20 protein-coding genes are annotated in these 21,134 nt (G+C 66.5%); 6 read left to right on the forward strand and 14 right to left on the reverse strand.

Annotation, left to right across the window (positions count from 1 at the left end; translation table 11 throughout):
* The first annotated feature begins 327 nt into the window (after positions 1-327).
* From ACQR03_RS28825 to ACQR03_RS28845, 5 genes are all read left to right on the forward strand, one after another.
* Positions 328-783, forward strand: coding sequence for a hypothetical protein (locus ACQR03_RS28825; RefSeq protein WP_409999253.1), 456 nt, complete (start codon positions 328-330; stop codon positions 781-783).
* Positions 784-1,037: 254 nt separating this feature from the next.
* Positions 1,038-2,249, forward strand: coding sequence for an ABC transporter substrate-binding protein (locus ACQR03_RS28830; protein WP_316165162.1), 1,212 nt, complete (start codon positions 1,038-1,040; stop codon positions 2,247-2,249).
* Between the two features lie 10 nt (positions 2,250-2,259).
* Positions 2,260-3,993 (forward strand): FAD-dependent oxidoreductase, encoded by a 1,734-nt coding sequence (locus tag ACQR03_RS28835; protein WP_434842115.1) that lies wholly within the window; start codon positions 2,260-2,262, stop codon positions 3,991-3,993.
* Positions 3,990-4,751, forward strand: coding sequence for an SDR family NAD(P)-dependent oxidoreductase (locus tag ACQR03_RS28840; protein ID WP_315752933.1), 762 nt, complete (start codon positions 3,990-3,992; stop codon positions 4,749-4,751). The genes ACQR03_RS28835 and ACQR03_RS28840 overlap by 4 nt, the downstream gene beginning before the upstream one ends.
* Positions 4,752-4,783: 32 nt before the next feature.
* Positions 4,784-5,572 (forward strand): IclR family transcriptional regulator, encoded by a 789-nt coding sequence (locus tag ACQR03_RS28845; protein WP_316165159.1) that lies wholly within the window; start codon positions 4,784-4,786, stop codon positions 5,570-5,572.
* Between the two features lie 3 nt (positions 5,573-5,575).
* Here the strand turns inward: ACQR03_RS28845 and ACQR03_RS28850 are convergent, their stop codons facing one another.
* The 3 genes from ACQR03_RS28850 to ACQR03_RS28860 form a co-directional block, all read right to left on the reverse strand.
* Positions 5,576-6,199 carry a glutathione S-transferase family protein gene (locus ACQR03_RS28850; RefSeq protein ID WP_316165158.1) on the reverse strand — a complete coding sequence of 208 codons (624 nt, stop codon included), beginning with the start codon at positions 6,197-6,199 and terminating at the stop codon, positions 5,576-5,578.
* 111 nt (positions 6,200-6,310) lie between these two features.
* Positions 6,311-7,912 carry an FAD-binding protein gene (locus ACQR03_RS28855; protein ID WP_315711413.1) on the reverse strand — a complete coding sequence of 534 codons (1,602 nt, stop codon included), beginning with the start codon at positions 7,910-7,912 and terminating at the stop codon, positions 6,311-6,313.
* A gap of 1 nt (position 7,913) precedes the next feature.
* Positions 7,914-9,575 carry an acetolactate synthase large subunit gene (locus tag ACQR03_RS28860; RefSeq protein WP_315711412.1) on the reverse strand — a complete coding sequence of 554 codons (1,662 nt, stop codon included), beginning with the start codon at positions 9,573-9,575 and terminating at the stop codon, positions 7,914-7,916.
* Between the two features lie 155 nt (positions 9,576-9,730).
* Here ACQR03_RS28860 and ACQR03_RS28865 point away from each other — a divergent pair, with 155 nt between their 5' ends.
* Entirely contained in the window at positions 9,731-10,789 is a 1,059-nt protein-coding gene (locus ACQR03_RS28865) for a LysR family transcriptional regulator (RefSeq protein ID WP_315711411.1), read from the forward strand.
* A gap of 21 nt (positions 10,790-10,810) precedes the next feature.
* Here ACQR03_RS28865 and ACQR03_RS28870 read toward each other — a convergent pair whose 3' ends face one another.
* The 11 genes from ACQR03_RS28870 to ACQR03_RS28920 form a co-directional block, all read right to left on the reverse strand.
* A complete protein-coding gene (locus ACQR03_RS28870) occupies positions 10,811-11,221 on the reverse strand; it encodes an ACT domain-containing protein (RefSeq protein WP_434842114.1) in 411 nt (136 codons plus the stop codon).
* Positions 11,222-11,230: 9 nt separating this feature from the next.
* On the reverse strand, positions 11,231-12,217 hold the full coding sequence (locus ACQR03_RS28875; RefSeq protein WP_434842113.1) for a glutathione S-transferase family protein: 987 nt from the start codon (positions 12,215-12,217) through the stop codon (positions 11,231-11,233).
* A gap of 148 nt (positions 12,218-12,365) precedes the next feature.
* Positions 12,366-13,412, reverse strand: a complete 1,047-nt coding sequence (locus tag ACQR03_RS28880; protein WP_434842112.1) for a DUF2278 family protein — start codon at positions 13,410-13,412, stop codon at positions 12,366-12,368.
* A gap of 30 nt (positions 13,413-13,442) precedes the next feature.
* The gene (locus tag ACQR03_RS28885) at positions 13,443-15,191 is read right to left on the reverse strand and encodes a phospholipase D-like domain-containing protein (RefSeq protein ID WP_434842111.1); all 1,749 of its coding nucleotides are present in this window, start codon (positions 15,189-15,191) and stop codon (positions 13,443-13,445) included.
* A 293-nt stretch (positions 15,192-15,484) separates the two neighbouring features.
* Positions 15,485-16,225, reverse strand: coding sequence for a DNA repair protein RecO (gene recO / locus ACQR03_RS28890; RefSeq protein ID WP_315752941.1), 741 nt, complete (start codon positions 16,223-16,225; stop codon positions 15,485-15,487).
* Between the two features lie 243 nt (positions 16,226-16,468).
* Positions 16,469-16,849 (reverse strand): hypothetical protein, encoded by a 381-nt coding sequence (locus ACQR03_RS28895; protein WP_315752942.1) that lies wholly within the window; start codon positions 16,847-16,849, stop codon positions 16,469-16,471.
* 2 nt (positions 16,850-16,851) lie between these two features.
* Positions 16,852-17,778: a GTPase Era gene (era, locus tag ACQR03_RS28900; RefSeq protein ID WP_315711401.1), complete on the reverse strand. Its 927-nt coding sequence runs from the start codon at positions 17,776-17,778 to the stop codon at positions 16,852-16,854.
* Positions 17,768-18,853 carry a ribonuclease III gene (gene rnc / locus ACQR03_RS28905; RefSeq protein WP_316188499.1) on the reverse strand — a complete coding sequence of 362 codons (1,086 nt, stop codon included), beginning with the start codon at positions 18,851-18,853 and terminating at the stop codon, positions 17,768-17,770. Before rnc ends, era begins: the two co-directional genes overlap by 11 nt.
* Positions 18,850-19,611 (reverse strand): signal peptidase I, encoded by a 762-nt coding sequence (lepB, locus tag ACQR03_RS28910; RefSeq protein ID WP_315711399.1) that lies wholly within the window; start codon positions 19,609-19,611, stop codon positions 18,850-18,852. Before lepB ends, rnc begins: the two co-directional genes overlap by 4 nt.
* 285 nt (positions 19,612-19,896) lie before the next feature.
* Entirely contained in the window at positions 19,897-20,316 is a 420-nt protein-coding gene (gene acpS / locus ACQR03_RS28915) for a holo-ACP synthase (RefSeq protein ID WP_315711397.1), read from the reverse strand.
* On the reverse strand, positions 20,313-21,095 hold the full coding sequence (locus ACQR03_RS28920; RefSeq protein ID WP_315827226.1) for a pyridoxine 5'-phosphate synthase: 783 nt from the start codon (positions 21,093-21,095) through the stop codon (positions 20,313-20,315). The genes acpS and ACQR03_RS28920 overlap by 4 nt, the downstream gene beginning before the upstream one ends.
* Positions 21,096-21,134 lie beyond the last annotated feature (39 nt).

The following is a 21,134-nucleotide window of genomic DNA, read 5'->3' on the forward strand; positions in this document are numbered from 1 at the left end:
TCCAGCAGAAGCGCTTGACGAGCTGCTGTCACGAATGAAAACACTTGGTGTTGCGACCACCGCTTGAGCCCGCCCCCGGCCCTCCCTGTGCGATGGGCTTACGAGTTATACGCAGTCTCCCCGGTGTCCGGCTTGTGAGCCACCGTCGCCCCTGGGATCATCACCCACGGACTTGGCGCCAGCATCGGGGCGCCGGGACGCTGCGATTTCGTCGTCCTGCTGGACTCGTTCGTCCGCGCGCACATGCGCGCTGCGATCCGACAGGCCACCGCTCCCCGCTTCCTACGTCTCGTGACGATCGCGATGCGCCCCTCCTGTGGAGGCGGGATGCCGGGAAACATCGTCCTGATTTGCCCGACGACACAAGGCGAGCCCCCTGCGGCAGATTGGCTCGACGGGCAATTGGCGCATGGGAGATCGCGCCATTCTGCATATCAGAAACCGGACCGGCTGAGGCTCGGCGCGACCGCGGGAACCGATGGCGCCCGAGGCGCGTTCTCTCACCATCAACGTAATGCGTACGCGATATCCACCGAAGCACGACCTGCTGGCGGCCATCTTTGCATGAAGAATTTTTCCGATGCATCCTTTTCGCCTGACGTCATCGCGCTGATGACCGAAGCCCTCAACGCGTCGGTCGCCGCGCTGCCTGAGCCGGTGAGTTCGACGAACGTGAACCTGCTTGCGGAAGCCGTGCTGCGCGCCGCCAAGGCCGGCGAGCGCGACGTCACCGCGATGCAGCGGCTCGCGCTGCTCGAACTGCAGATCATGCCGCGCATGTAGAGCGGATCACAGGCTTTCCTACAGTCGTAGAGCATTCCCAACGCGCTCACTTCCGGACCTCCTGGCTCGAGATGCGCCGCATGCGGTGCTCCTCACCATGAGGATGTGGGGTCGCGCCTGACGCGCCGCCGGCCTTCCGCGTCCATCCCCCGGCCCCTGCGCCACGTCCCACCCGTTCGCAATTGACAAATCTATTCGTCAATGTCTAACTCCCATCGCCGCCGACAGAGCGGAGCAAAACGGGGAGGATCTTCATGCGACGGCAGCTGCTCGCCTGCGCGTTCCTGGCAACGACGTCATTCATCGCGACAGGCGCTTCAGCCCAGGTTTCTGACGACGTCGTGCGGATCGGCGTGCTCACCGATCTCTCGAGCTGGGGCCGCGACAACAGCGGCCCGGGCTCGGTCGAGGCGGCGAAAATGGCGGTCGAAGAGTTCGGCCCCACCGTGCTCGGCAAGCCGATCGAGATCATCAGCGCCGATCACCAGATGAAGACCGACGTCGGAACGACGGTCGTGCGCGACTGGTTCGACAACGGCAAGGTCGACGCGGTCGTCGACATCCCCAACTCCGGTATCGCGATTGCCGTGCACAACATGGTGCGCGAGCGCAACAAGATCGCGCTGCTGTCAGGGCCCGGCGCGAGTTCGCTGACCGACGAGCTGTGCAGCCCGAACACCGTGCACTTCACCTACGACACCTATGCGCTGTCCAAAGTGACGACCTCGGCCGTGATCAGCCAGGGCGGCAAATCCTGGTACTTCATCACCGCGGATTACGCCTTCGGCCAGCAATTGGAGAAGGACGCCACGCGCTTCATCAAGGAACTCGGCGGCACCATCCTCGGCGGCGTCAAGCATCCGACCAACACCGCCGACTTCTCCTCCTTCGCCTTGCAGGCGCAGAGCTCGAAGGCCGACGTCGTCGCCTTCGCCAATGCCGGGCAGGACACCGACAACGCCATCAAGCAGTCCGGCGAGTTCGGCCTGGTCAAGGGCGGCCAGAAGCTGGTCGGCCTGTTGATGTTCGACACCGACGTGCATGCGATCGGGCTCGAGGCCGCGCAAGGCACCTACATGACCACGGCGTCGTACTGGAACATGGACGACAACACCCGCGCCTGGTCGAAGAAGTTCTTCGCCCGCGCCAAGGTGATGCCGACGATGATCCAGACCGGCGTTTATGGCTCCGTGCTGCACTATCTCAAGGCCATCAAGGCGGCCGGTACCGACGATCCGAAGGCGGTGATGGCGAAGATGCGCGAGCTGCCGATCGAGGATACGTTTGTTCACGGCGGCAAGCTGCGCGAGGACGGCCGCGTCATCCGCGACATGTATCTGGCCCGCGTGAAGAAGCCGTCGGAATCGAAGGAGCCGTGGGACTATCTGGAGATCGTCAAGACCGTGAAGGGCGAGGATGCGTTCCGGCCGGTCTCCGAATCCAAGTGCCCGCTGCTGAAGAAGTAGGAGCGCGCGCATGAGCGGAGCAGATCACCCGGCCGGCGACACCCCTGATTGCGACGTGCTGGTGGTCGGCTCCGGCTGCGCCGGGCTGTCGGCGGCGGTCACCGCCGCCCATGCCGGGCTGAAAGTCATCGTGACCGAGAAGGAGCCGCGCTTCGGCGGCACCACGGCGCGCTCGGGCGGCTGGCTGTGGATTCCCGGCACATCGCTGGCGAAGGCCTGGGGCATCGACGAGCCACCCGAGCTGGCACGCACCTATCTGCGCCATGAGGCCGGCAACAGTTTCGATGCGGCGCGCGTCGACGCGTTCCTGACCAAGGGCCCGGAGGCCGTCGACTTCTTCACCAGCAAGACGGCGCTGAAGTTCGACATGCCGCTGACCTTTCCGGACTACCACGCGGAGGCGCCGGGCGGCACCCAAGGCGGCCGCTCGATGGTGACCCGGCCATTCGACGGCCGCGAGCTTGGGCGTCACATCGAGGATCTCGGCCAGCCCCTGCCCGAGCTCACCGTGTTCGGCATGATGCTCGGCTCCGGCAAGGAGATCATCCACTTCATGCGCGCGACCAAGTCGCTGACGTCGGCGTTCTATGTCGCGAAGCGGCTGTCGAAGCATGCGCTGGACGTGCTGCGCCATGGCCGCGGCATGACGCTGACCAACGGCAATGCGCTGGCGGGGCGGCTGGCGAAATCGGCGTTCGATCTCGGCATTCCCCTGTGGCTGTCGTCGCCGGTGGCCGAGCTGATCCGCGACGGCGATGCCGTGCGCGGCGCCGTGGTGACGCGGCAGGGCAAGCGCATCAGGGTCAATGCGCGGCTCGGCGTGGTGCTGGCCTGCGGCGGCTTCCCGCATGATGTCGACAGGCGCAAGGCAATGTTTCCGCATGCGCCGACCGGCCAGGAGCATGTGTCGCCCGGACCGGTCGGCAACACCGGCGACGGCCTGCGGCTCGCGGAGGCCGTCGGCGGCCGGGTCGAAGACGGCCTGCCGCATGCGGCGGCCTGGGTGCCGGTCTCCGTCACCACGCGCAAGGACGGCAGCAAGGGCGTGATGCCGCACTTCATCGACCGTGCCAAACCCGGCGTGATCGCAGTGACCGCGGACGGCGTGCGCTTCGCCAATGAAGGCAATTCCTACCACGACTTCGTGCAGGCGATGGTCAAGGCGGCCAAGCCCGGCCTCGAGATCGCGGCCTGGCTGATCACCGATCACCGCTCGTTGCGCCGCTACGGCCTCGGCTGCGTGCCGCCGTTCCCGATGCCGCTCGGGCACCATCTGAGCACCGGCTATCTCAAGCGCGGCGCGACGCTCGCCGAGCTCGCGAGCACGACGGGCATCGATCCGCGGGGGCTCGAAGCAACCGTCGCCGCGTTCAACGCCGATGCCGCGCTGGGCCAGGATCCCACGTTCGGCAAGGGCTCGCGCGCCTACAATCGCTATCAGGGCGATGCGCTGCACGGGCCGAACCCGTGTGTGGCGCCGATCAAGGACGGGCCGTTCTACGCCATCAAGATGGTGATCGGCGATCTCGGCACCTATGCCGGCATCCGCACCGATGCGCATGCCCGCGCGCTCGACGCCCAGGGCCACCCGATCGAGGGGCTCTATGCCGCCGGCAACGACATGGCGAGCATCATGGGCGGCAACTATCCGGGCGCCGGCATCACGCTGGGACCGGCGTTGACCTTCGGCTACATTGCCGGCCGGCATCTCGCCGAACGCGCTGGCCAAAGGAGCGCCTCATGAGCGACAGTCAGATGTTGGCCGGCAAGCTCGCACTGGTCACGGGGGCGGCGCATGGCAATGGCCGCGCGATCGCGCTCGGTCTCGCGGGCCGCGGCGCCGACGTCGTCATCACCGACATCGACACTGATGGTGCCGAGCGTTGCGCCGCCGAGATCCGCGAGCACGGCCGCAAGGCGTGGGCGCATCGGCTGGATGTCACCGACGCCGCCGGCTGCACCGCATTGGCGGCGCAATTGCGGGCCGAGGTCGGCGCCATCTCGATCCTCGTCAACAATGCCGGCATCATCATCCGCGAGAACATCGATTCCCCGCGCGCGGCCGCGAACTGGCAGCGCGTGCTCGACGTCAATCTCAACGGCGTGTTCAACGTCACCTACGCCTTCCTTGCTGCCTTGCGCGCGACGCGCGGCACGATCGTCAACATCGCATCCGTCGCCTCCTTCATCGGCATCAGCAACACGCTCGGCTATTCGCCGTCCAAGGGCGGCGTGAAGTCGCTGACCCAGGCGCTGGCGCGCGAGCTCGCCGCCGACGGCATCCGCGTCAACGCGATCGCGCCAGGCGTGATCGCCACCGCGATGACGGAGTCGACCCGCAACGATCCCGAGCGGCTCGCCGGCTTCATGAGCCGCACGCCGCTCGGCCGCGTCGGCCAGCCCGAGGAGCTCGCTGGCCCCGTGGCGTTCCTGGTCTCGGACATGGCGTCCTACGTCAACGGCGTGACCTTGCCGGTCGACGGCGGCTTCCTGGCGGTGTAGGCACGGCGCCGGACCAGGGGGCACAACGAGACATGGGACGAGAGAGCCGCGGCATCCAGTCGATCGAGGTCGGCGGCACCTTGCTGCAGGCACTGGCCCGCAGCGGCGAGCCGATGATGCTGCGCGACCTCGCGCGCGAGGCCGGGCTGCCGCCGGCCAAGGCCCATCCCTACCTCGTCAGCTTCTCGCGCATCGGCCTGATCGAACAGGACGAAACCACCGGACGCTACGAGATCGGCCCGCTGGCGCTCGAGCTCGGCCTGATCAGCCTGCGGCGGCTGTCGGCGGTCCGGATCGCGACGCCGAAGATCGCAGCGCTCGCCGGCGCGATCGATCACGCGGTGTCGCTCGCGGTGTGGGGCACCAATGGCCCAACCGTGGTGCGGCTTGAGGAGCCGAGCCATCCGGTGCACATCGTGATGCGCGTCGGCTCGATCATGGCGCTGCTGGAGACGGCGACGGGCCGCGCGTTCGCGGCGTTCCTGCCGCCGAAGACCGTGAAGGCCGCGCTCGACACCGGCCTCGATCATCTCGGTGTCGGCTACAATCCGAAGCGCGCGCCGAAGAGCCCGAAAGTGGCGGAGATGCTGGCCGAGGTGCGCGCACAGGGCCTGGCGCGCGCCATCGGCGATCCGCTGCCCGGCGTCAATGCCTTCGCCGCACCGGTGTTCGATCACGCCGGCCACGTCGCACTGGTCATCACCGCGATGGGCCCGGCCGGCACCTTCGACGCCGGTTGGCAGTCCCCGCTCGCCAACCGCCTGCGCGCGTGTGCGGCCGAGATCTCCAAGCAGCTCGGCCACGGCATCGCGCAGCCGTGACGCTCAGGCCGCGACCGAGCGTTTCTCCGGCCACGGCTCGGCCCACGCCGGCAGCCGCATCAGGCCATCGAGCCAGCGCACGATGTTCGGAAACGACTCCATCGGCATCTCGGCCTCGCGCCAGTCGGTCGCCATCGAGGCGGCCGCGAAATCGGCGATGGTGAGCCGGTCGCAGGCGATGTGGCTGCGCGCCCGCAGATGCGCATCGAGCACGGCGGCGAAGGTCTTCAGGTTGGCGACCTTGCCGGCCAGCGCGGCACGGTCGGGCGCACCGAGGCCGAACGTCTTGCGGACGATGTGCTCGAAATAGAACGGTCCGACCGCCGGCGCCCAGTGGCAGTCGTTCCAGGCCAGCCAGCGCAGCACCTCGATCTGCTCCTGCGGATTGCGCGCCGGCCACATGTCGCAGCTCTCGCGGATGCAGAGGTGCGCCATGATGGCGGTCGACTCCCACAGCACGGTGTCGCCGTCGACCAGCACCGGCGCCTTCATATTCGGGTTGAGCGCGGCGAACTCCGGCGTCTTCAGGCCGCGGCTGATGTCGATGAACTCGGCGGGCACGCCGAGATGCTTGACCAGCGCGAGCACGCGGCGCGGCGCCTGGGCCTTGATCCAGTAGATCTTCATGACGGGTCTCCATCTCCTGTGCCTTGAAGACGAACGTCGCAGCACCGGATCGACAGTGACGGAGCAAAAATTCAGCGGCGGTTCCGCCGACTCGTACGGTTCCCGTAGCCGTCACATCGCGCGCACCGCCGCCCGTGCGGTGAGAATGCAACCCGGCAGGAACGTGCCCTCCAGCGAACGCTTGCCCGACGCGCCGCCGCCGCCGAAGCCGGCGGCTTCGCCGACCGCATAGAGCCCGCCGATCGGCGCACCCGTGGTGTCGAGCACCCGGCTCTGCAGATCGGTCTTGAGGCCGCCGAGGCTCTTGCGGGTAATCAGTTGCATATGAATGGCGATGTAAGGCCCGGCGCCAGGGGCCTGCAGCGGCGCAGGCTTGCAGGTGCGGAGCTTGTCGGGGCCCCATTGCCGCGCGTGCAGGATGCGGCGCAACTGATCGTCATTGTGGAGCTTGTCGCCATTCCCAAAGTTCGCGTCGAAGGCGTCGGCGGTGGCCTGCAGCACCTCCGGCTTCACGTCGCCGGTGCCGGTCAGCGCATTCATCTTGGCGGCGAGACCGGTCAGCGTCTCGTCGACCAGGAAATGCCGGCTCTCGCGCTGCATCTGCCTGACCAGGCGATGATTGCCGAGCAGCGTCTCCTTGAGGAACATCGGCATCTGCCGGTCGCGGATGCGCGGATTGTGCTCGGCGCCGGAGATGGCGAACTCCTTGGCAGCGATGCGCCAGTTCAACAAATGCCACGTATACGGCTTCTCCTGCGCCGCGACGCGCTGGCACAGATCATGGGTGTCGAAGCCGGTCACCAGCGGCTCGGGCCCGATGCGCTCGCCCCTGTGATTGAGCCACAATGCCGATTTGCACGGCACCAGCGACAGGCCATGGCCCTCGAAATGCGGAAACGGATGCGGGATGCCGGCGGCGTAGTTCCACATCTCGCCGGCATGCGTGATCTCGGCGCCGAACGCCTCGGCCGCGTGGTGATGCAACTTGCCGTCGGAGAACGGATGCGCGCCATTGAGCATCGCCGCCGGCAGCGGCCGGCCCTTGATCCAGTTGGCGCGGGCCTCCGCATGGCTGCCATTGAGGCCGCCCATCGCCAGCACCGTCAGCGGCGCGGCGATGCGGATTTCGGCGCCCGTCTCCTCGTTGACGGCGACCACGCCCGATACCGCGCCGGCAGCGCGATCGAGGCTGACGACGCGATGACGGTGCAGCACCGTCAGCCTGCCGCCACCGTCGGCCGCGCGCATCGCTTCGATCATTACGCGCGTGAGCCGCTGCGAGGTGCCCCAGACGATGTGATAGCGCGGCAGCGCATTGCCGTCGCCGTACCGGCCGCGCTCGACCCAGTTCACTGCCGGCATGAACGTCACGCCGTGCGCCAGCAGCCAGTCGTAGACCTCGCTGCGCGAATGCGCGACGTAGTAGCGCGCCCATTGCAGCGGCCAGTGCTCGGCGGCATCGAGCTCGCCGAACCTGATCCAGTCGCGCAACGCGATCTCCGGCGTATCCGGGATCTTCATGCGCGCCTGCAGCGGCGTGCCGATCAGCGCCATGCCGCCGAATGCCCACAGCGCCAGCCCGCCGAGCCGCTCGGGCGTGTCCCGGTCCACGATCGTCACCGACTTGCCGGCGCGCAGTGCCTCCAGCGCGGTGACGATGCCGGCAAGACCGCCGCCGGCGATGACGACATCGGATTGCAGGGTCGCGCTCATGTCACGGCGCGATCTTGCGCTTGAGCATCCGCGCGACCGGCAACGGAACGCGGTCGAGCGATCCCAGGAGGTGCGGCAGGAGCTTCAGCTTGAGGCCGGTCAGCGCCGGCGGCACCATCGCCTCGATCAGATGGGGCCCCGGCCGCGCCAGCGCCCCCTGCAAGGCGCTGGTGAGTTCGTCCGGCGTGGTGACGCGGGTCGATCGTACGCCCATGCCGTCGGCGATCTGCGCGAGCTTGAGGACCGGCCCGTGCAGGTCGAGCTGCGCCCGCGCCTTCGGTCCGATCTCCTCGGCGCCGACCCGTTCCAGCTCGACGTTGAGCACCGAGTAGGAGGCGTTGTTGAAGATGATGGCGGTGACGTTGAGCCGCTCGCGCGCGATCGTCCACAGCGACTGGATCGTGTACATCGAGCTGCCGTCGCCGATCAGCGCGATCACCGGCCGGTCGGGACAGGCGATCGCCGCCCCGATCGCATTCGGCAGCCCCTGCCCGATGGCGCCGCCGGTCAAAGTGATCAGATCGTGGCGCGGCGCGCCCGCGGTGAATTTCGACAGCATCAGGCCGGAGCTGATCGCCTCGTCGATGATGATGGCGTTCTCGGGCAGGAGATGACCAACGGCCTTGCAGACCTTTTCCGCGGTCAGCTTCTTGCCGCGCGGACGCCCGGGCCGCGAGGCCGGCGACAATGCCGGCGTGGCGCGCCCGGCCTCCAGGGCGGCGGCAAGCCTGGTCAGGCTGCACGCGGCGTGCTGCGCCGGCGTCGACAAGGTCAGCACCTTGCAGCCGTCATGCGGCAGATAGCTCTTCTTGCCGGGATAGGCGAAGAACGACACCGGCGCCTTGGCGTCGACCAGGATCAGGGTGTCGATCTCCTTGAGCTGGATCTGCGCCATCTCGGCGAGATAGGCGATCCGCTCGACGGCCGGCAGGCCCGCTCCACGCTGCATGCGTGTCGGAAACGTTTCGGCGTAGACTTTCACACCGCAGGTCGCGGCGATGCGCGCGGCCGCCAGCAGCGACTCCTCGTGCAGCGCCGTGCCTCCGAGTAGAAAAGCGCTGCGGCCGCCCGCCCTGATCGCCTCGGCGACGGCCTGCACGGTCGCATCGTCCGCAGGCGCCGGCGGCTCGATCACCGGCGCCGGCTCGGCGACGCCGCCCTCACCCCAGGACACGTCGGCCGGCAGGATCAGCGTCGCGACCTGTCCGGGCCAGGAGCACGCCGCCTTCACGGCCGCCACCGCGTCGCGGCACAGCTCCGACGTCACCTGCGAGGTCCAGACGAATTCCGGCGAGACGTTGCGCGCGACGGTCTCGATATCGGACTGGAGCTGCGCGTCATAAGGGACATGATAGGTGGCGTGGTCGCCGACGATGTTGACGACGGGCACCTTGCCCTTGCGCGCATTGTGCAGATTGGCGAGGCCGTTGCCGAGGCCGCAACCGAGATGCAGCAGCGTTGCCGCGGGCGTGCCGGTCATCCGGGCGTAGCCGTCCGCCGCACCGGTCGCCACCCCTTCGAACAGGCACAGCACGGCGCGCATCTCCGGCGCGGAGTCCAGCGCCGCGACGAAATGCATCTCGGAGGTGCCAGGATTGGTGAAGCAGACCCGAATGCCGGAATTGACCAGGGTCCGTATCAGAGCTTGTGCGCCGTTGGGCATGAGAAAAGCCTGTTGCGGGGAAACTGCCGCAGCTCGGGGCGACTTGGCCGGCCCCGCCATGGCATTTCCCCTGTTTGTATTTGTGCCATTTTGGAATTGACGGTCTCAGAAATCCAATGAATTGTTATGCTTTGATCAATGAGCTGGGGTCATCGATGCACACACCAACGTTGCGTCAGTTGCAGCAGCTGGTCTACCTCGCGGAAGAGCGGCATTTCGCCCGGGCCGCCAAGCGCGCCCATGTCACCCAGTCGGCGCTGAGCCGCAGCCTGCAGACCCTGGAGGACGAAGCGGGGATGCGGCTGTTCGACCGCAGCTCGCGCTCGGTGGAGATCACGGCGGTCGGCGAACGGCTGGTGGCGCGGGCGCGCTCGCTGTTGTCGGGCGCCGACGATCTCGGCCGCGAGATGCGGCTGTTGCGCTCGGGCGATGCCGGCCAGGTGACGGTGGGCGTCGGCGCGTTCACGGGCCTAGTGCTGCTGCCGGATGCGATGGCGCAGCTGTATGCCGAGCATCCATCCGTGCGCATCAAGCTGGTGCAGGACAATTGGCGCGCCCTGATGGACGTGCTGCAACAAGGCAAGCTCGATTTCTTCCTGGCGCACATCACCGACATCAGGACCGACGACAGCCTGGACCTCGAGCCGCTCGGAAGCCTTCCCGGCTACTTCTACTGCCGGCCGACCCATCCGTTGGCGGGGCGACGGGAGCTGTCGGCGCGCGATCTGGCCGGCCAGCACTTCGCCTCCGTCGCGCTGCCGCCGGACTTCAGCCGGCGGCTGGACGACCTGATCGCCGCGCCACGGGGACGCGGTTTCAATGTCGCCCTCGAATCCGAGAACGCCGGCCTGCTGGTGCAAATGGCGGTCCGCTCGGACGTCGTGCTCGTCGCGGGGGATGCGGTCGTCACCCACGAGCTGGCCTCCGGTCAGCTGGTCCGGCTCAATGTGGCCGAGCTGAAAGAGCCGCGCGCATCCGACCTGCTGCTGGCGCAGTTCGGCATCCTGCGCCTAAAGGGCCGCACCCTGTCGCCGGCGGCGATGATGCTGATGGACATGGTGCGCGCGCAAGCCGCGCAAATGCTGACCGGACCGCGCCGGCCGCCGGCTCCGCGCGCCGCACGCAACGCGCATCGATCTCGGCCGAGATCACGCAAGAAGCCGGGTGCACCTCGGCGCAACCGGTCGCGAAGTCATACCAGGAGCAAAGCCTGACCGGGGCGTGGCCCTGCGCGATCATCCGACGGCCGCGCGGCGCGACATCTCCTCCAGAACCCGCATTGCCTGCTCTGCCTGCGCTTCGGGTACGAACAGGTGATCATGATGAAAGGCCGAGACCGCGTTGACACTGATGCCGGCCCCTGCGAGGCAGGTCGTGACTGCGGCGAGGAAGCCGACCGCATCGAGCGCTGATCGCACCGACAGCGTGATCAGGCGCGCGACGAACTGATACGGCAGCCCGGCCTGCTCGGCGTCCTCGCGCCGGACGATCAGCGTGATCCCTTCGCGCTCTCGAAACAGCATCAACGGCGTCAGCTCGGCCGGGATGTCGTGATGCGTATCGACAGTGCAGAACACGAATACGCCGTCCTGCAGCTCGGGAGACATCGTGCGCAGCAGCGCATCGAGGTTGCGTTCGCCCGCCATGAATCCCCGTCAGTTCGCCGCCAGGCGCTCGCGCCCATGCGGCGAGGCGAAATCCTGCCGCGGCCCGACCGGGACGATGCCGGTCGGATTGATGGTGCGATGGCTCTCGTAGTAGTGCCGCTTGATGTGCTCAAAATTCACCGTCGCGGCAATCCCCGGCCATTGGTAGAGATCGCGCGTGTAGGCTGAAAGATGCGGATAGTCGGCGATGCGGCGGATGTTGCACTTGAAGTGGCCGACATAGACGGCATCGAAGCGGATCAGCGTCGTGAACAGCCGGATGTCGGCCTCGGTCATGGTGTCGCCGAGCAGGAAGCGGCGCGCCGACAGCCGCTCCTCCAGCCAGTCGAGCGTGGCGAACAGCGGGCCGATCGCCTCCTCATAGGCGGATTGCGTGGTCGCGAAGCCGCATTTGTAGACGCCGTTGTTCAGCGTATCGTAGACGCGCGCATTGATGGCGTCGATCTCATCGCGCTGGGCTTGCGGATAATAGTCGCCTTGCTTGGCGCCGACGCCGTCGAACGCCGAGTTCAGCATGCGGATGATCTCTGACGACTCGTTGTTGACGATGGTGCGGTTTTGCTTGTCCCAGAGCACGGGCACGGTGACGCGGCCGGAATAATGCGGCTCCGCGGCGGTGTAGACCTGATGCAGAAGGCCGGCGTGATTGACGCTGTCGGCCACGACGCCCGGACCCTCGGCAAACGTCCAGCCCTGCTCGCGCATCAGCCAGTGCACGACCGATACTGAAATCATGTCATCGAGCCCCTTCAGCGCGCGCATGATCAGGGTGCGGTGAGCCCACGGGCAGGCCAGGCTCACATAGAGATGATAGCGGCCCGCTTCGGCCTTGAAGCCGCCGGTGCCGGATGGGCCTGGACGGCCGTCAGCCGTGACGAAGCTACGGAACGCCGAATCCTTGCGGATGAAACGGCCGCCGGACGCCGCCGTGTCGTACCAAACGTCGTGCCATTGGCCGTCGACCAGGACTCCCATGACGCTCTCCTCTCACACCGTGGCCTGTGCGCAGGACTGCAACCTGCAGCCCCTTCGCCTGGGCCCTTACGTGACAGGAGTACACGTCACCCCGCCGCTGCGCCAGCAGAGAGCACGCTCCGAGAAGACGGCTCCGCCGAACACGCGGTCACGACTGGAACGGGATGGTGCGCCCCGGCTGCGCCGCCTGTTCCCGCGTATAGGAGACGCCGTGCACCTTCACGCCCGCGGCATTCAACAGCGTGATGATGCCGCCCCGGTTCGACAGCGCGACCGGCGCGACGATGGGCACCACCAGGGTGGCGCCGCGCCCGATCATGCCGCTCAGTTGCATGGCGTTCTTCTGCTTGTCCTTGATCTGCCAGCCGGTGAGATCGACGTCGACATCGGCGGTGTTCAGCAGCGTGACCGTCTCGTGCTCCGGCGTGCGCACGTCGTTGACATAGGCCGCGATGATCCGCACCAGCCCGTCGGGCACGTCGAGCGGCGGAATGTGGTCGCGGTCGGGAGGCGTATGCGGCGCGTTCGGGTAATCGGGATCGGGCGGAAGGATGACCCCTCCGCTGGCATCGTCCGAATGCCAGGCCTGGGTCTGGAATTTCAGGAAGATGGCGACCCATTGCTGCTGGCCGGGAAACTCGAAGAGCAGTCCGCCATCCTGCCAGGGACCGTTGTCCTTGGCATATTGGCCGGGCGGATTGCCCTGGTTGAAATGGATGTCGTGGATACCGCGGCCGGGCTTGAAGCCGAAATAGCGGTCCGCCTTCTCCTCCGGTCCCCATGCGACGCCGAAGGCATAGATGAGAGCCGTCTCGTCGGACATGGCGCGCTGAACGTAGGCGTCGATCTTCTCGTTGAGATCGTTGTCGGGGCCCGCGGCCGACAGCGGCAGCGGCTTCAGCTCCCATGGCTGCATCAGATTGCCCCGGATGAAATCGAGCGCCACGCCGCCGGGCTTGCTCTCCAACGGATGCAGCCCTTCCGAAAACGCCTTCAGGTCGTCGACGATTGGATGTTCGAAGCGCGAGCGGACCAGGAATTCGACCTCGCTGCCATCCTGGGAGCGGACATTGATGGCGATGCGATAGAGCTCACCGCCGGCCGAGACCTGCACCTGATAGTGCGGACTGCTTCCCGTCGCCAGACGATTGTTGATGGGCCGACCCTTGAGAAGCGAATAGTCATTCAATGGCATGGTCGTCTCCAACTCTGTCCGTAGCGATATCTAGGACGAGAACAGCAATCGATCGCGTTCAGCCTGCGACCCCTCGACATAGAAGCGCTCGAACCAGGCCGGCTTGCCGGACAATGCGGTCGGCTTGCGCAGCGTGATCGCGGCAGGCGCGGATGCAGCGCGCTGCCGCTCGGACTTGCCGTGGAACGCGTCGCGCATCCGATTGCGAAACTGCAGGTGATCGAACACGCGGGCGGCCTCGATCGCATAGGAGGTCGCGATCTTTCGGTCCTCGATCATGATGAGATGGTCGCCGTTGCCCTTCTCGCCGCTCGGCGAGAAGTTGCTCGATCCGGTGAACACTTTCGCTGTCGGCAGGCTGAAATCGGTCACCAGGAATTTGTGATGGATGTTGCGGCCCTTGCCGCCGGACCATTCGCTGCGGAACGGCTCCGGCGCCTTGCTGGCGAGATAGGCGAAATCGACGAGACCGATCGAGCCGTCGGGCTTGCGCAGCTCCAGGGCGCCGCGCTTGTCGACCGTGCCGTAGCTGAAGATCGGCCGCTCCATCACGCGGTCGAACGCTTCCTTGGTCGGACCGTCGCCGAGCTGGCTCAGAAACGCGACCGAGTAGAACACCGACGAGGTGGCCTGATCGATCGCGGCCCGGATCGGATTGAGCGAGAGATCGGTGGCCTGGTGCGGCGAGAAGCAGAGCTGTACGGTCGGCTTTCCCTCGGAATGGACGGCGTGCCATTTCTTGGAGAAATCATTCTTCCGGAAGAGCGAGGGGTCCTCGAAGGCGATGTCGAACATCTCGCCGAACAGCCCGGCGACGTCCGGCGAATGAAAGACCAGCATGTTGTTGGCCTGAATATAGAGGCCGCGGAACGTGAAATTGGTCGAGCCGCAGAGCACCTTCTCGGGCTTGCCGTTGCGGCGCGTGATCAGGACCTTGTTGTGCTGGAGATTGCTGAAATGCGTGCGCAGCACGGCAGCACCCGCCTGCTTGAAGCGCTTGGCGCTGCGCGATTCCGCGCTGCCGGGCAGCTTGTGGCTGTTATCCTTGGCGTTGGAGTCGTCGATGATCGCGCGCAGCCGCGGGCCGAACTGCTCCAGCAGGCCGATCACGTCGGGCTCATTGAGGTCATAGGCCATCACGTCGAGCGTGAGCCCGGGATCCGCCAGGGCGTCTTTCAAAAAGCCGAACAGGAGGTCGTAGGCCTCGAACCCCAGCCACTCATAGACGCTGTCGCCGGCCTCGTTGGCGAGGTCGAGCTTCTCGAAGCTCGGCCCGTCGCGGCTCTCGACGGGGATGATCTCGGCATTGTTGCCGAACTGATCGCGATAGGCCTGAGACGAGGCGAAGTTGCGGGTGAAACCGATGTCGATGAGGCCATCATAGGTGACCGCGCTCTGCGCAATGTCGAGCGTGAGGCTGGTCCCTGCCACGAGCGTGCCGTCGTTGCGCATGTGCTGCTTGGCGACGCGATACGTATAGACGCCATCCTTGGGCCGGTAGGGAAAGTGGATCCAGCGGAATTTCTGGAACGGTGCCTCGGTCGACGGGAAATTCCGGTTGCCGTCGACCTCCGCGCCGGCCCCGGCCGGATAGGAAAACGCGATCCTGTTGCGCAACTGGGAAGAATCCCGCGCGCCCGGCGACTTCACCTCGATCGAGAATCCGACAAGATCGGGTTCGGGCTCGGCGACGTCGAAGCCGATCATCGTCATGCGCTCTCCACGCCACAGCTTGGACGTGAACCCGTTGCTGGATTTGCTGTTCTCGAAATCGCTCATGATCGAAATGCCCCACGGTGATGAAAAAAGGCGCGCACGAAACGCATCTCGCCGAAGGGCTGCAATCTTCGCCATGAGCCGCGGACGACGCAACTTCAAAATGATGTGAAAATGTTCATCAACCAGGATTGTTGCATGATCCTACGTCGGTCATGTGAAGGCGGATGTGAATGACGTCACAGTCGGAGACGGTATCCGGATCAGCTTTGCCGTGATGCCGGCGCGTGTGTCGTCAGTCTCGATGTTGGCGAACGAGCGCGCGGGCGCATGACGGCGAACGTCGAAAACGAGCCCTATCGCGAGGCGGGCCTTGCCCGCGTCACAGCGTTGATGAAGCCCTCGCGGGCGTCGGAATGGCCCTGCCCGCGCGGCTCCAACACGTGACGGAGAAGGAACAGGCCGGTCAGCCGGAAACCGTCGAGAAGATCCTGCTGCGACCAGCCATGGCCCTGCTCGCTCTCGCGCAGGAAGGGCGGCAACGGCAGCAGCCGGTCGGCCCATGGCGCGCCGGCCGTGCGCGACACCGCGCCGCCCGACTTCGGCGATACGTAGATCAGGTCCGAGGTCTCGCCGGTCGCAGCGCAGGAGTCGAGATCGAGCCCGAAGCCGAGTTCGGCGAGGATCGCCAGTTCGAAGCGCACGATGTGGACGGCGGCGCCGCCCGCATCCTCGAAATCATCGAGCGCATGTTCGAGCCGCAGATACATGTCTTCGTGCGGATCGCGCTCCGGCAACAGCCGGGCCAGCGAGGCAAGATGCGTCACGCCGTAGGCGCCGTGTTGCGCGGAGATCAGCCCCGCCGCCCGCAAGGTCAGCGCGTCGATGGCGTACATGCCGAGATGCTCGTCGAGCCGCGCGCGCCAGATCGCGCGCACCGTGTTGCCCGGCTGCAGCACCGGCCGCATGCGCTTGCCGCTCGCCCCGCGCACGAGACCGAGATGCCGGCCATGCTCGCGGGTCAGCAGCTCGACGACCGCCGAGGATTCGCCGTGCCGCCGCACGCCCAGCACGATGCCGTCATCGGTCCATTCCATCGGTGTGGGATCTCCACCACTCGCAGACGCCAAGCCGTGAGCGCCAGTCGACGATCAAGCTCCAACGTTGCTCGCGCGTGCTGCCGCCACAAACACCGTCGTTGCGAGCGCAGCGAAGCAATCCAGAGTTTCACGCGCAGCCCTGGATTGCTTCGCTGCGCTCGCAATGACGGAATGATCGTTAAGCGCCAAACGCAGGGGGGCGCGCTGCGCTTGCCCACCCCGCAATCTGCATTCCATCCATCACGCGTTGAACCAGCCGCGCGCATCGCCCGTGAACGAATAGTACAAGCCCATCGTCGTCAGCGCGCAGGAAATGACCTCGATGCCGGCATCGAGCGTCATGCCCTTCTGCCCGATCACCTGCACCAGGGAGATGTCGGACAGCACCAGCGCCCCCAGCAGCACCCAGCGCGGCCAGTTCCTGCGGCGCTGCGCCGCCAGATAGACGAAATAGAACAGCAGCAGGATGACCACCCCGTTGAGCACGGTCTGCGCGGTGATCATGTCCTCGGTTACGTCGAAGGTCGGCGTCCGGTCGGAGACGGCAACCGACAGCGCGTCCAGCATCAGCGAGATGTAGAGCAGCACTTCGAACCACAACACGTTGCGCGGCACGCTCATTGTCATTCCCTGGGGAACTCGAGCCCCATCTCCCGGTAGCGGTCGGGATCATCGCCCCAGTTCTCACGCACCTTCACGAACAGGAACAGGTGCACCGGCACGCCGGTGATCTCTGCGATTTCCTTGCGCGCCTGCGCGCCGATCGACTTGATCGTCGCACCGCCCTTGCCGAGCACGATCTTGCGCTGGCTGTCCCGCTCCACGAAGATCGTCTGCTCGATGCGGATCGAGCCGTCCTTGCGCTCGGTCCAGCTGTCGGTCTCGACCGTGGACTGGTAGGGCAGCTCCTGATGCAGATGCGAATAGATCTTCTCACGGGTGATCTCGGCCGCGAGGTGCCGCATCGGCGCGTCCGACATCTGGTCCTCGGGATAGTGGAACGGACCGGGCGGCACCATCTCCGCCAAGGCCCGCCTGAGATCGTCGACCCCGTCGCCGGAGATCGCCGAGATCATGAAGGTGCGCGCGAACGACAGCTTCTCGTTGGCAGCCGCGACCAGCGCCAGCAGCTTCTCGCGCGGCACCAGGTCGACCTTGTTGACCACCAGGATCTTCTCGTGCGCGACCGCAGCCGCCTTGTCGATGATGGCCTGCGCCTCATCGTCGATGCCCTTCTTGGCATCGAGCAGCACGCAGACGAGATCGGCATCATGCGCCCCGCTCCAGGCCGTCGTGACCATGGCGCGGTCCAGCCTGCGCTTCGGCGCGAAAATGCCGGGGGTGTCGACCAGGATGATCTGAGACGCGCCTTCGATGACGATGCCGCGGATCAGTGCCCGCGTCGTCTGTACCTTGCGCGAGACGATCGTGACCTTGGAGCCGACCAGCGCGTTGACGAGCGTCGATTTGCCGACATTGGGCGCGCCGATCAGCGCGACGAAACCGCAGCGGGTCCCGGCAGCCGGCACCGATTGTTGTTCAGCCGTCATTGCTGCCGCCGCTGACGCCTTCGCGCTCGATCATGACCGATGCCGCCACCTTTTCTGCCGCCCGCTTGGAGCCGCCGATGCCTTCGGCCGGCTCCAGCCCCGGCAGGTCGACGGCGACACGGAACTGCGGATCGTGATGCGGGCCGGTGCGCTCCACCTCCCGGTACACCGGGGTGGGCAGGCCCTTGCCCTGCGCCCATTCCTGCAGCACCGTTTTCGGATCGCGGAGCGGGCGCCGCGGCTTGTGCATGCGCTCGGTCCAGTTGCGCTCGACGAATCCAGCGGCGGCCGTGTAGCCGCCGTCGAGGAAGATCGCGCCGATCACCGCCTCGCAGACGTCGCCCAGCACCGACTTGCGCAACCGCGCCCCGGCGCCGGCGCCGACTGCGCCGAGCTTGATGTCGTCGAGCAGGCCGAGCGACTTGGCGACGTCGGCACAGCTCTCCTTGCGCACGAGATCGGCGAGCCGCTTCGACAGCTCGCCCTCGTCCGCGCTCGGAAACGAGCGGTACAGCATGTCGGACACAATCAGGCCGAGCACGTGATCGCCGAGGAATTCGAGCCGCTGATAGCTGTCGCCGCGCTTCTTGGACGATTTCAGCGCCGAGACGTGGGTAAAAGCGGTGCTGAGCAGCGAGGGATCGGCAAAGTGATGGCCGATGCGCGCCTCGATCGCGGCATTGGCGGCCTTGTCCGCAGCCTTGGCGCCCTTGGCGGCGCTGGTCCCCGCGCTCTTGGTACGGCGACCGCCCTTCGCCTTGCTGCGCGGCTTGCCGTCGGAATCGGCCTCGGCAACGAGCGCGGTCGGGTCCGCCCCATCCTCGGTCGGGCGAGCGGGCACCGATTCAGACTCGACGGTCTTCATGTCTGGCTTGGAGACCGGCTTCGCGTCGGTCTTGGAATCGGCCTTTGGCTCGGTCTTGGGCTCGGCCTTGGGCTCGCTCTTCTGCTCAGGCTTGATCTCGGACTTCGGCCGCGACGCGGCCTTGGGCGTTGCCTCCAGCGCACCCGTGCCGGGTTGCGGGCTCGATGCGGCAGCCTGCGTGGTCTGGATTTCGGGTGAGTCGTCGATCATCGCACGAATTTGAAGATTCGATTCCAGCGCACCGATACCGGCCAGCGCCAGAACGCCCAGGCATGCTCGCCTTCGGCAATGGAAAAGAAGATCAGCTGCGCACGGCCGACGATGTTCTCGAACGGCACGTAGCCGACCTGGCTGAGGAAGCGGCTGTCGGTCGAGTTGTCGCGGTTGTCGCCCATCATGAAGAAGTTGCCGGCCGGCACGGTATACACCGCGGTGTTGTCGACATAGCCATTGTCGACGCAGTCCAGCGTCTCATAGCTGACGCCGTTCGGCAGGGTCTCCTTCCAGCGCTTGACGCGCGCGGTCGAGTCCGGCTGCCCGCAGGGATCCTCGCCGATGAAATCGGAGAGCCGCTCGCGCTGCACCGGCTTGTCGTTGATGTAGAGCAGCCCTTCGCGCACCTGGATGCGGTCGCCAGGCAGGCCGATCACCCGCTTGATGTAGTCGGTGGTGTCGTCCTTGGGCAGACGAAACACGACGATGTCGCCGCGGTTCGGCTCCGAGCCGAAGATGCGGCCCGAGAAAATCGGGGGCGACAGCGGAATCGAGTAGTGGCTATAGCCGTACGAATATTTCGATACGAACAGATAGTCGCCGACCAGCAGGGTCGCCTTCATCGATCCCGAGGGGATGTTGAACGGCTGGAATAGGAAGGTGCGGATCACCAACGCGATCAGCAGCGCATGAACGACGACACGAACGGTTTCACCGAGGCCGCTCTCAGTCTTGGTTCCGGAGGTCACGCTCATCGCTCTTTCAATGTCCCTTGGCGAATGGTCCGACGATTCGCCAGCCGTTGCCGAACACCCCTCCGTCCGCGAACACCATACCGTTCCGCGGCTTAAGGGAGTCTGTCCTGATTCTGGTGGTTAAGGCCAACTCCGGTTTGACCCAGAATCCGCCCGTGATGCAGCCGGTTCGATCCCGGCGGGTTTTAGACGACTGCGCGGGGCCGCGCAATCAATCGCCGTATCAAAACTACATAACTCGCTGGAATCGATCGCATTTTTGTTTTTCCTGCGGGCGGCCGCCCTTCAGGATGTCTCGCGGCGCACCGCCGAAATTATGACGAAGGCTTGCGCCAGCGGCCAGTCGTCGGTGATCGACAGGTCGATGCGCGGCTCGTGGCCCTCGGGGGTCAGCGCCTTCAGCCGTTCGGCTGCGCCACCCGTGAGCTGCATGGTCGGCCGGCCGCCGGGCAGATTGACGACGCCCATGTCGCGCCACCACACCCCGTGACGGATGCCGGTGCCGAGCGCCTTGGCGCAGGCCTCCTTGGCGGCGAACCGCTTGGCGTAGGTGGCGACCACCATCTTCTCGTTCTTGGCCCGCCGCTCGGCCTTGGCGCGCTCGGCCGCGGTGAAGATCCGGTTCAGGAAGCGCTCGCCGTGCCGGTCCATCACCTCAGCCACGCGGCGGATGTCGATCAGGTCGGAGCCGATGCCGATGATCATGCCGATGTCCCCAGCCGCGCCCGGCCACGATCCATGGCCGCGCGCATGGTCCGGACGGTCTCGGCGAGGCCCACGAACAGCGCCTCCCCCATCATGAAGTAGCCGATGTTGAGCTCGACGATCTCCGGCAACGCCGCGATCCGCTCGGCGGTGACATAGTCGAGCCCGTGGCCGGCATGGACCTCGAGCCCGGCCGCATAGGCCTGCCGGGCGCCGGTCACGATCCGCTCCCACTCCACCTCCGCCTTGTCGTGGTGGCCGTCGGTGATGGCATCGCACCAGCCGCCGGTGTGGATCTCGATCACGGGCGCGCGCAGTCGCGCCGCCATCTCGATCTGCGCCGGGTCGGCGGCGATGAACAGCGACACCCGGATGCCGGCATCGCTCAGCCGGGCGATCGCCGGCGCCAGCGCCTTGTGCTGGCCGACCACGTCGAGGCCGCCCTCGGTGGTCAGCTCCTCGCGCCGCTCCGGCACCAGGCAGCAGGCATGCGGGCGCGTCGCGAGCGCGATCCGCACCATCTCCTCGGTGGCCGCCATCTCGAAGTTCAGCGGCTTGGAGATCTCGGCCTTCAGCCGCGCCATGTCGTCGTCGCGGATGTGCCGGCGGTCCTCGCGCAGATGCGCCGTGATGCCGTCGGCCCCGGCCTCGATCGCGAGCAGCGCGGCGCGCACCGGATCGGGGCTGCGGCCGCCGCGGGCATTTCGCAAGGTGGCGATGTGGTCGACGTTGACGCCGAGGCGCAGCTTCGGAGGATGTGACTTCGACGGATCGGACATGGGCCGGCTCGCAGGACTTTCGAATAGACTTCGGCTTGT

The organism is Bradyrhizobium sp. HKCCYLS3070 (assembly GCF_051167575.1).
Classification (GTDB): Bacteria; Pseudomonadota; Alphaproteobacteria; order Rhizobiales; family Xanthobacteraceae; genus Bradyrhizobium.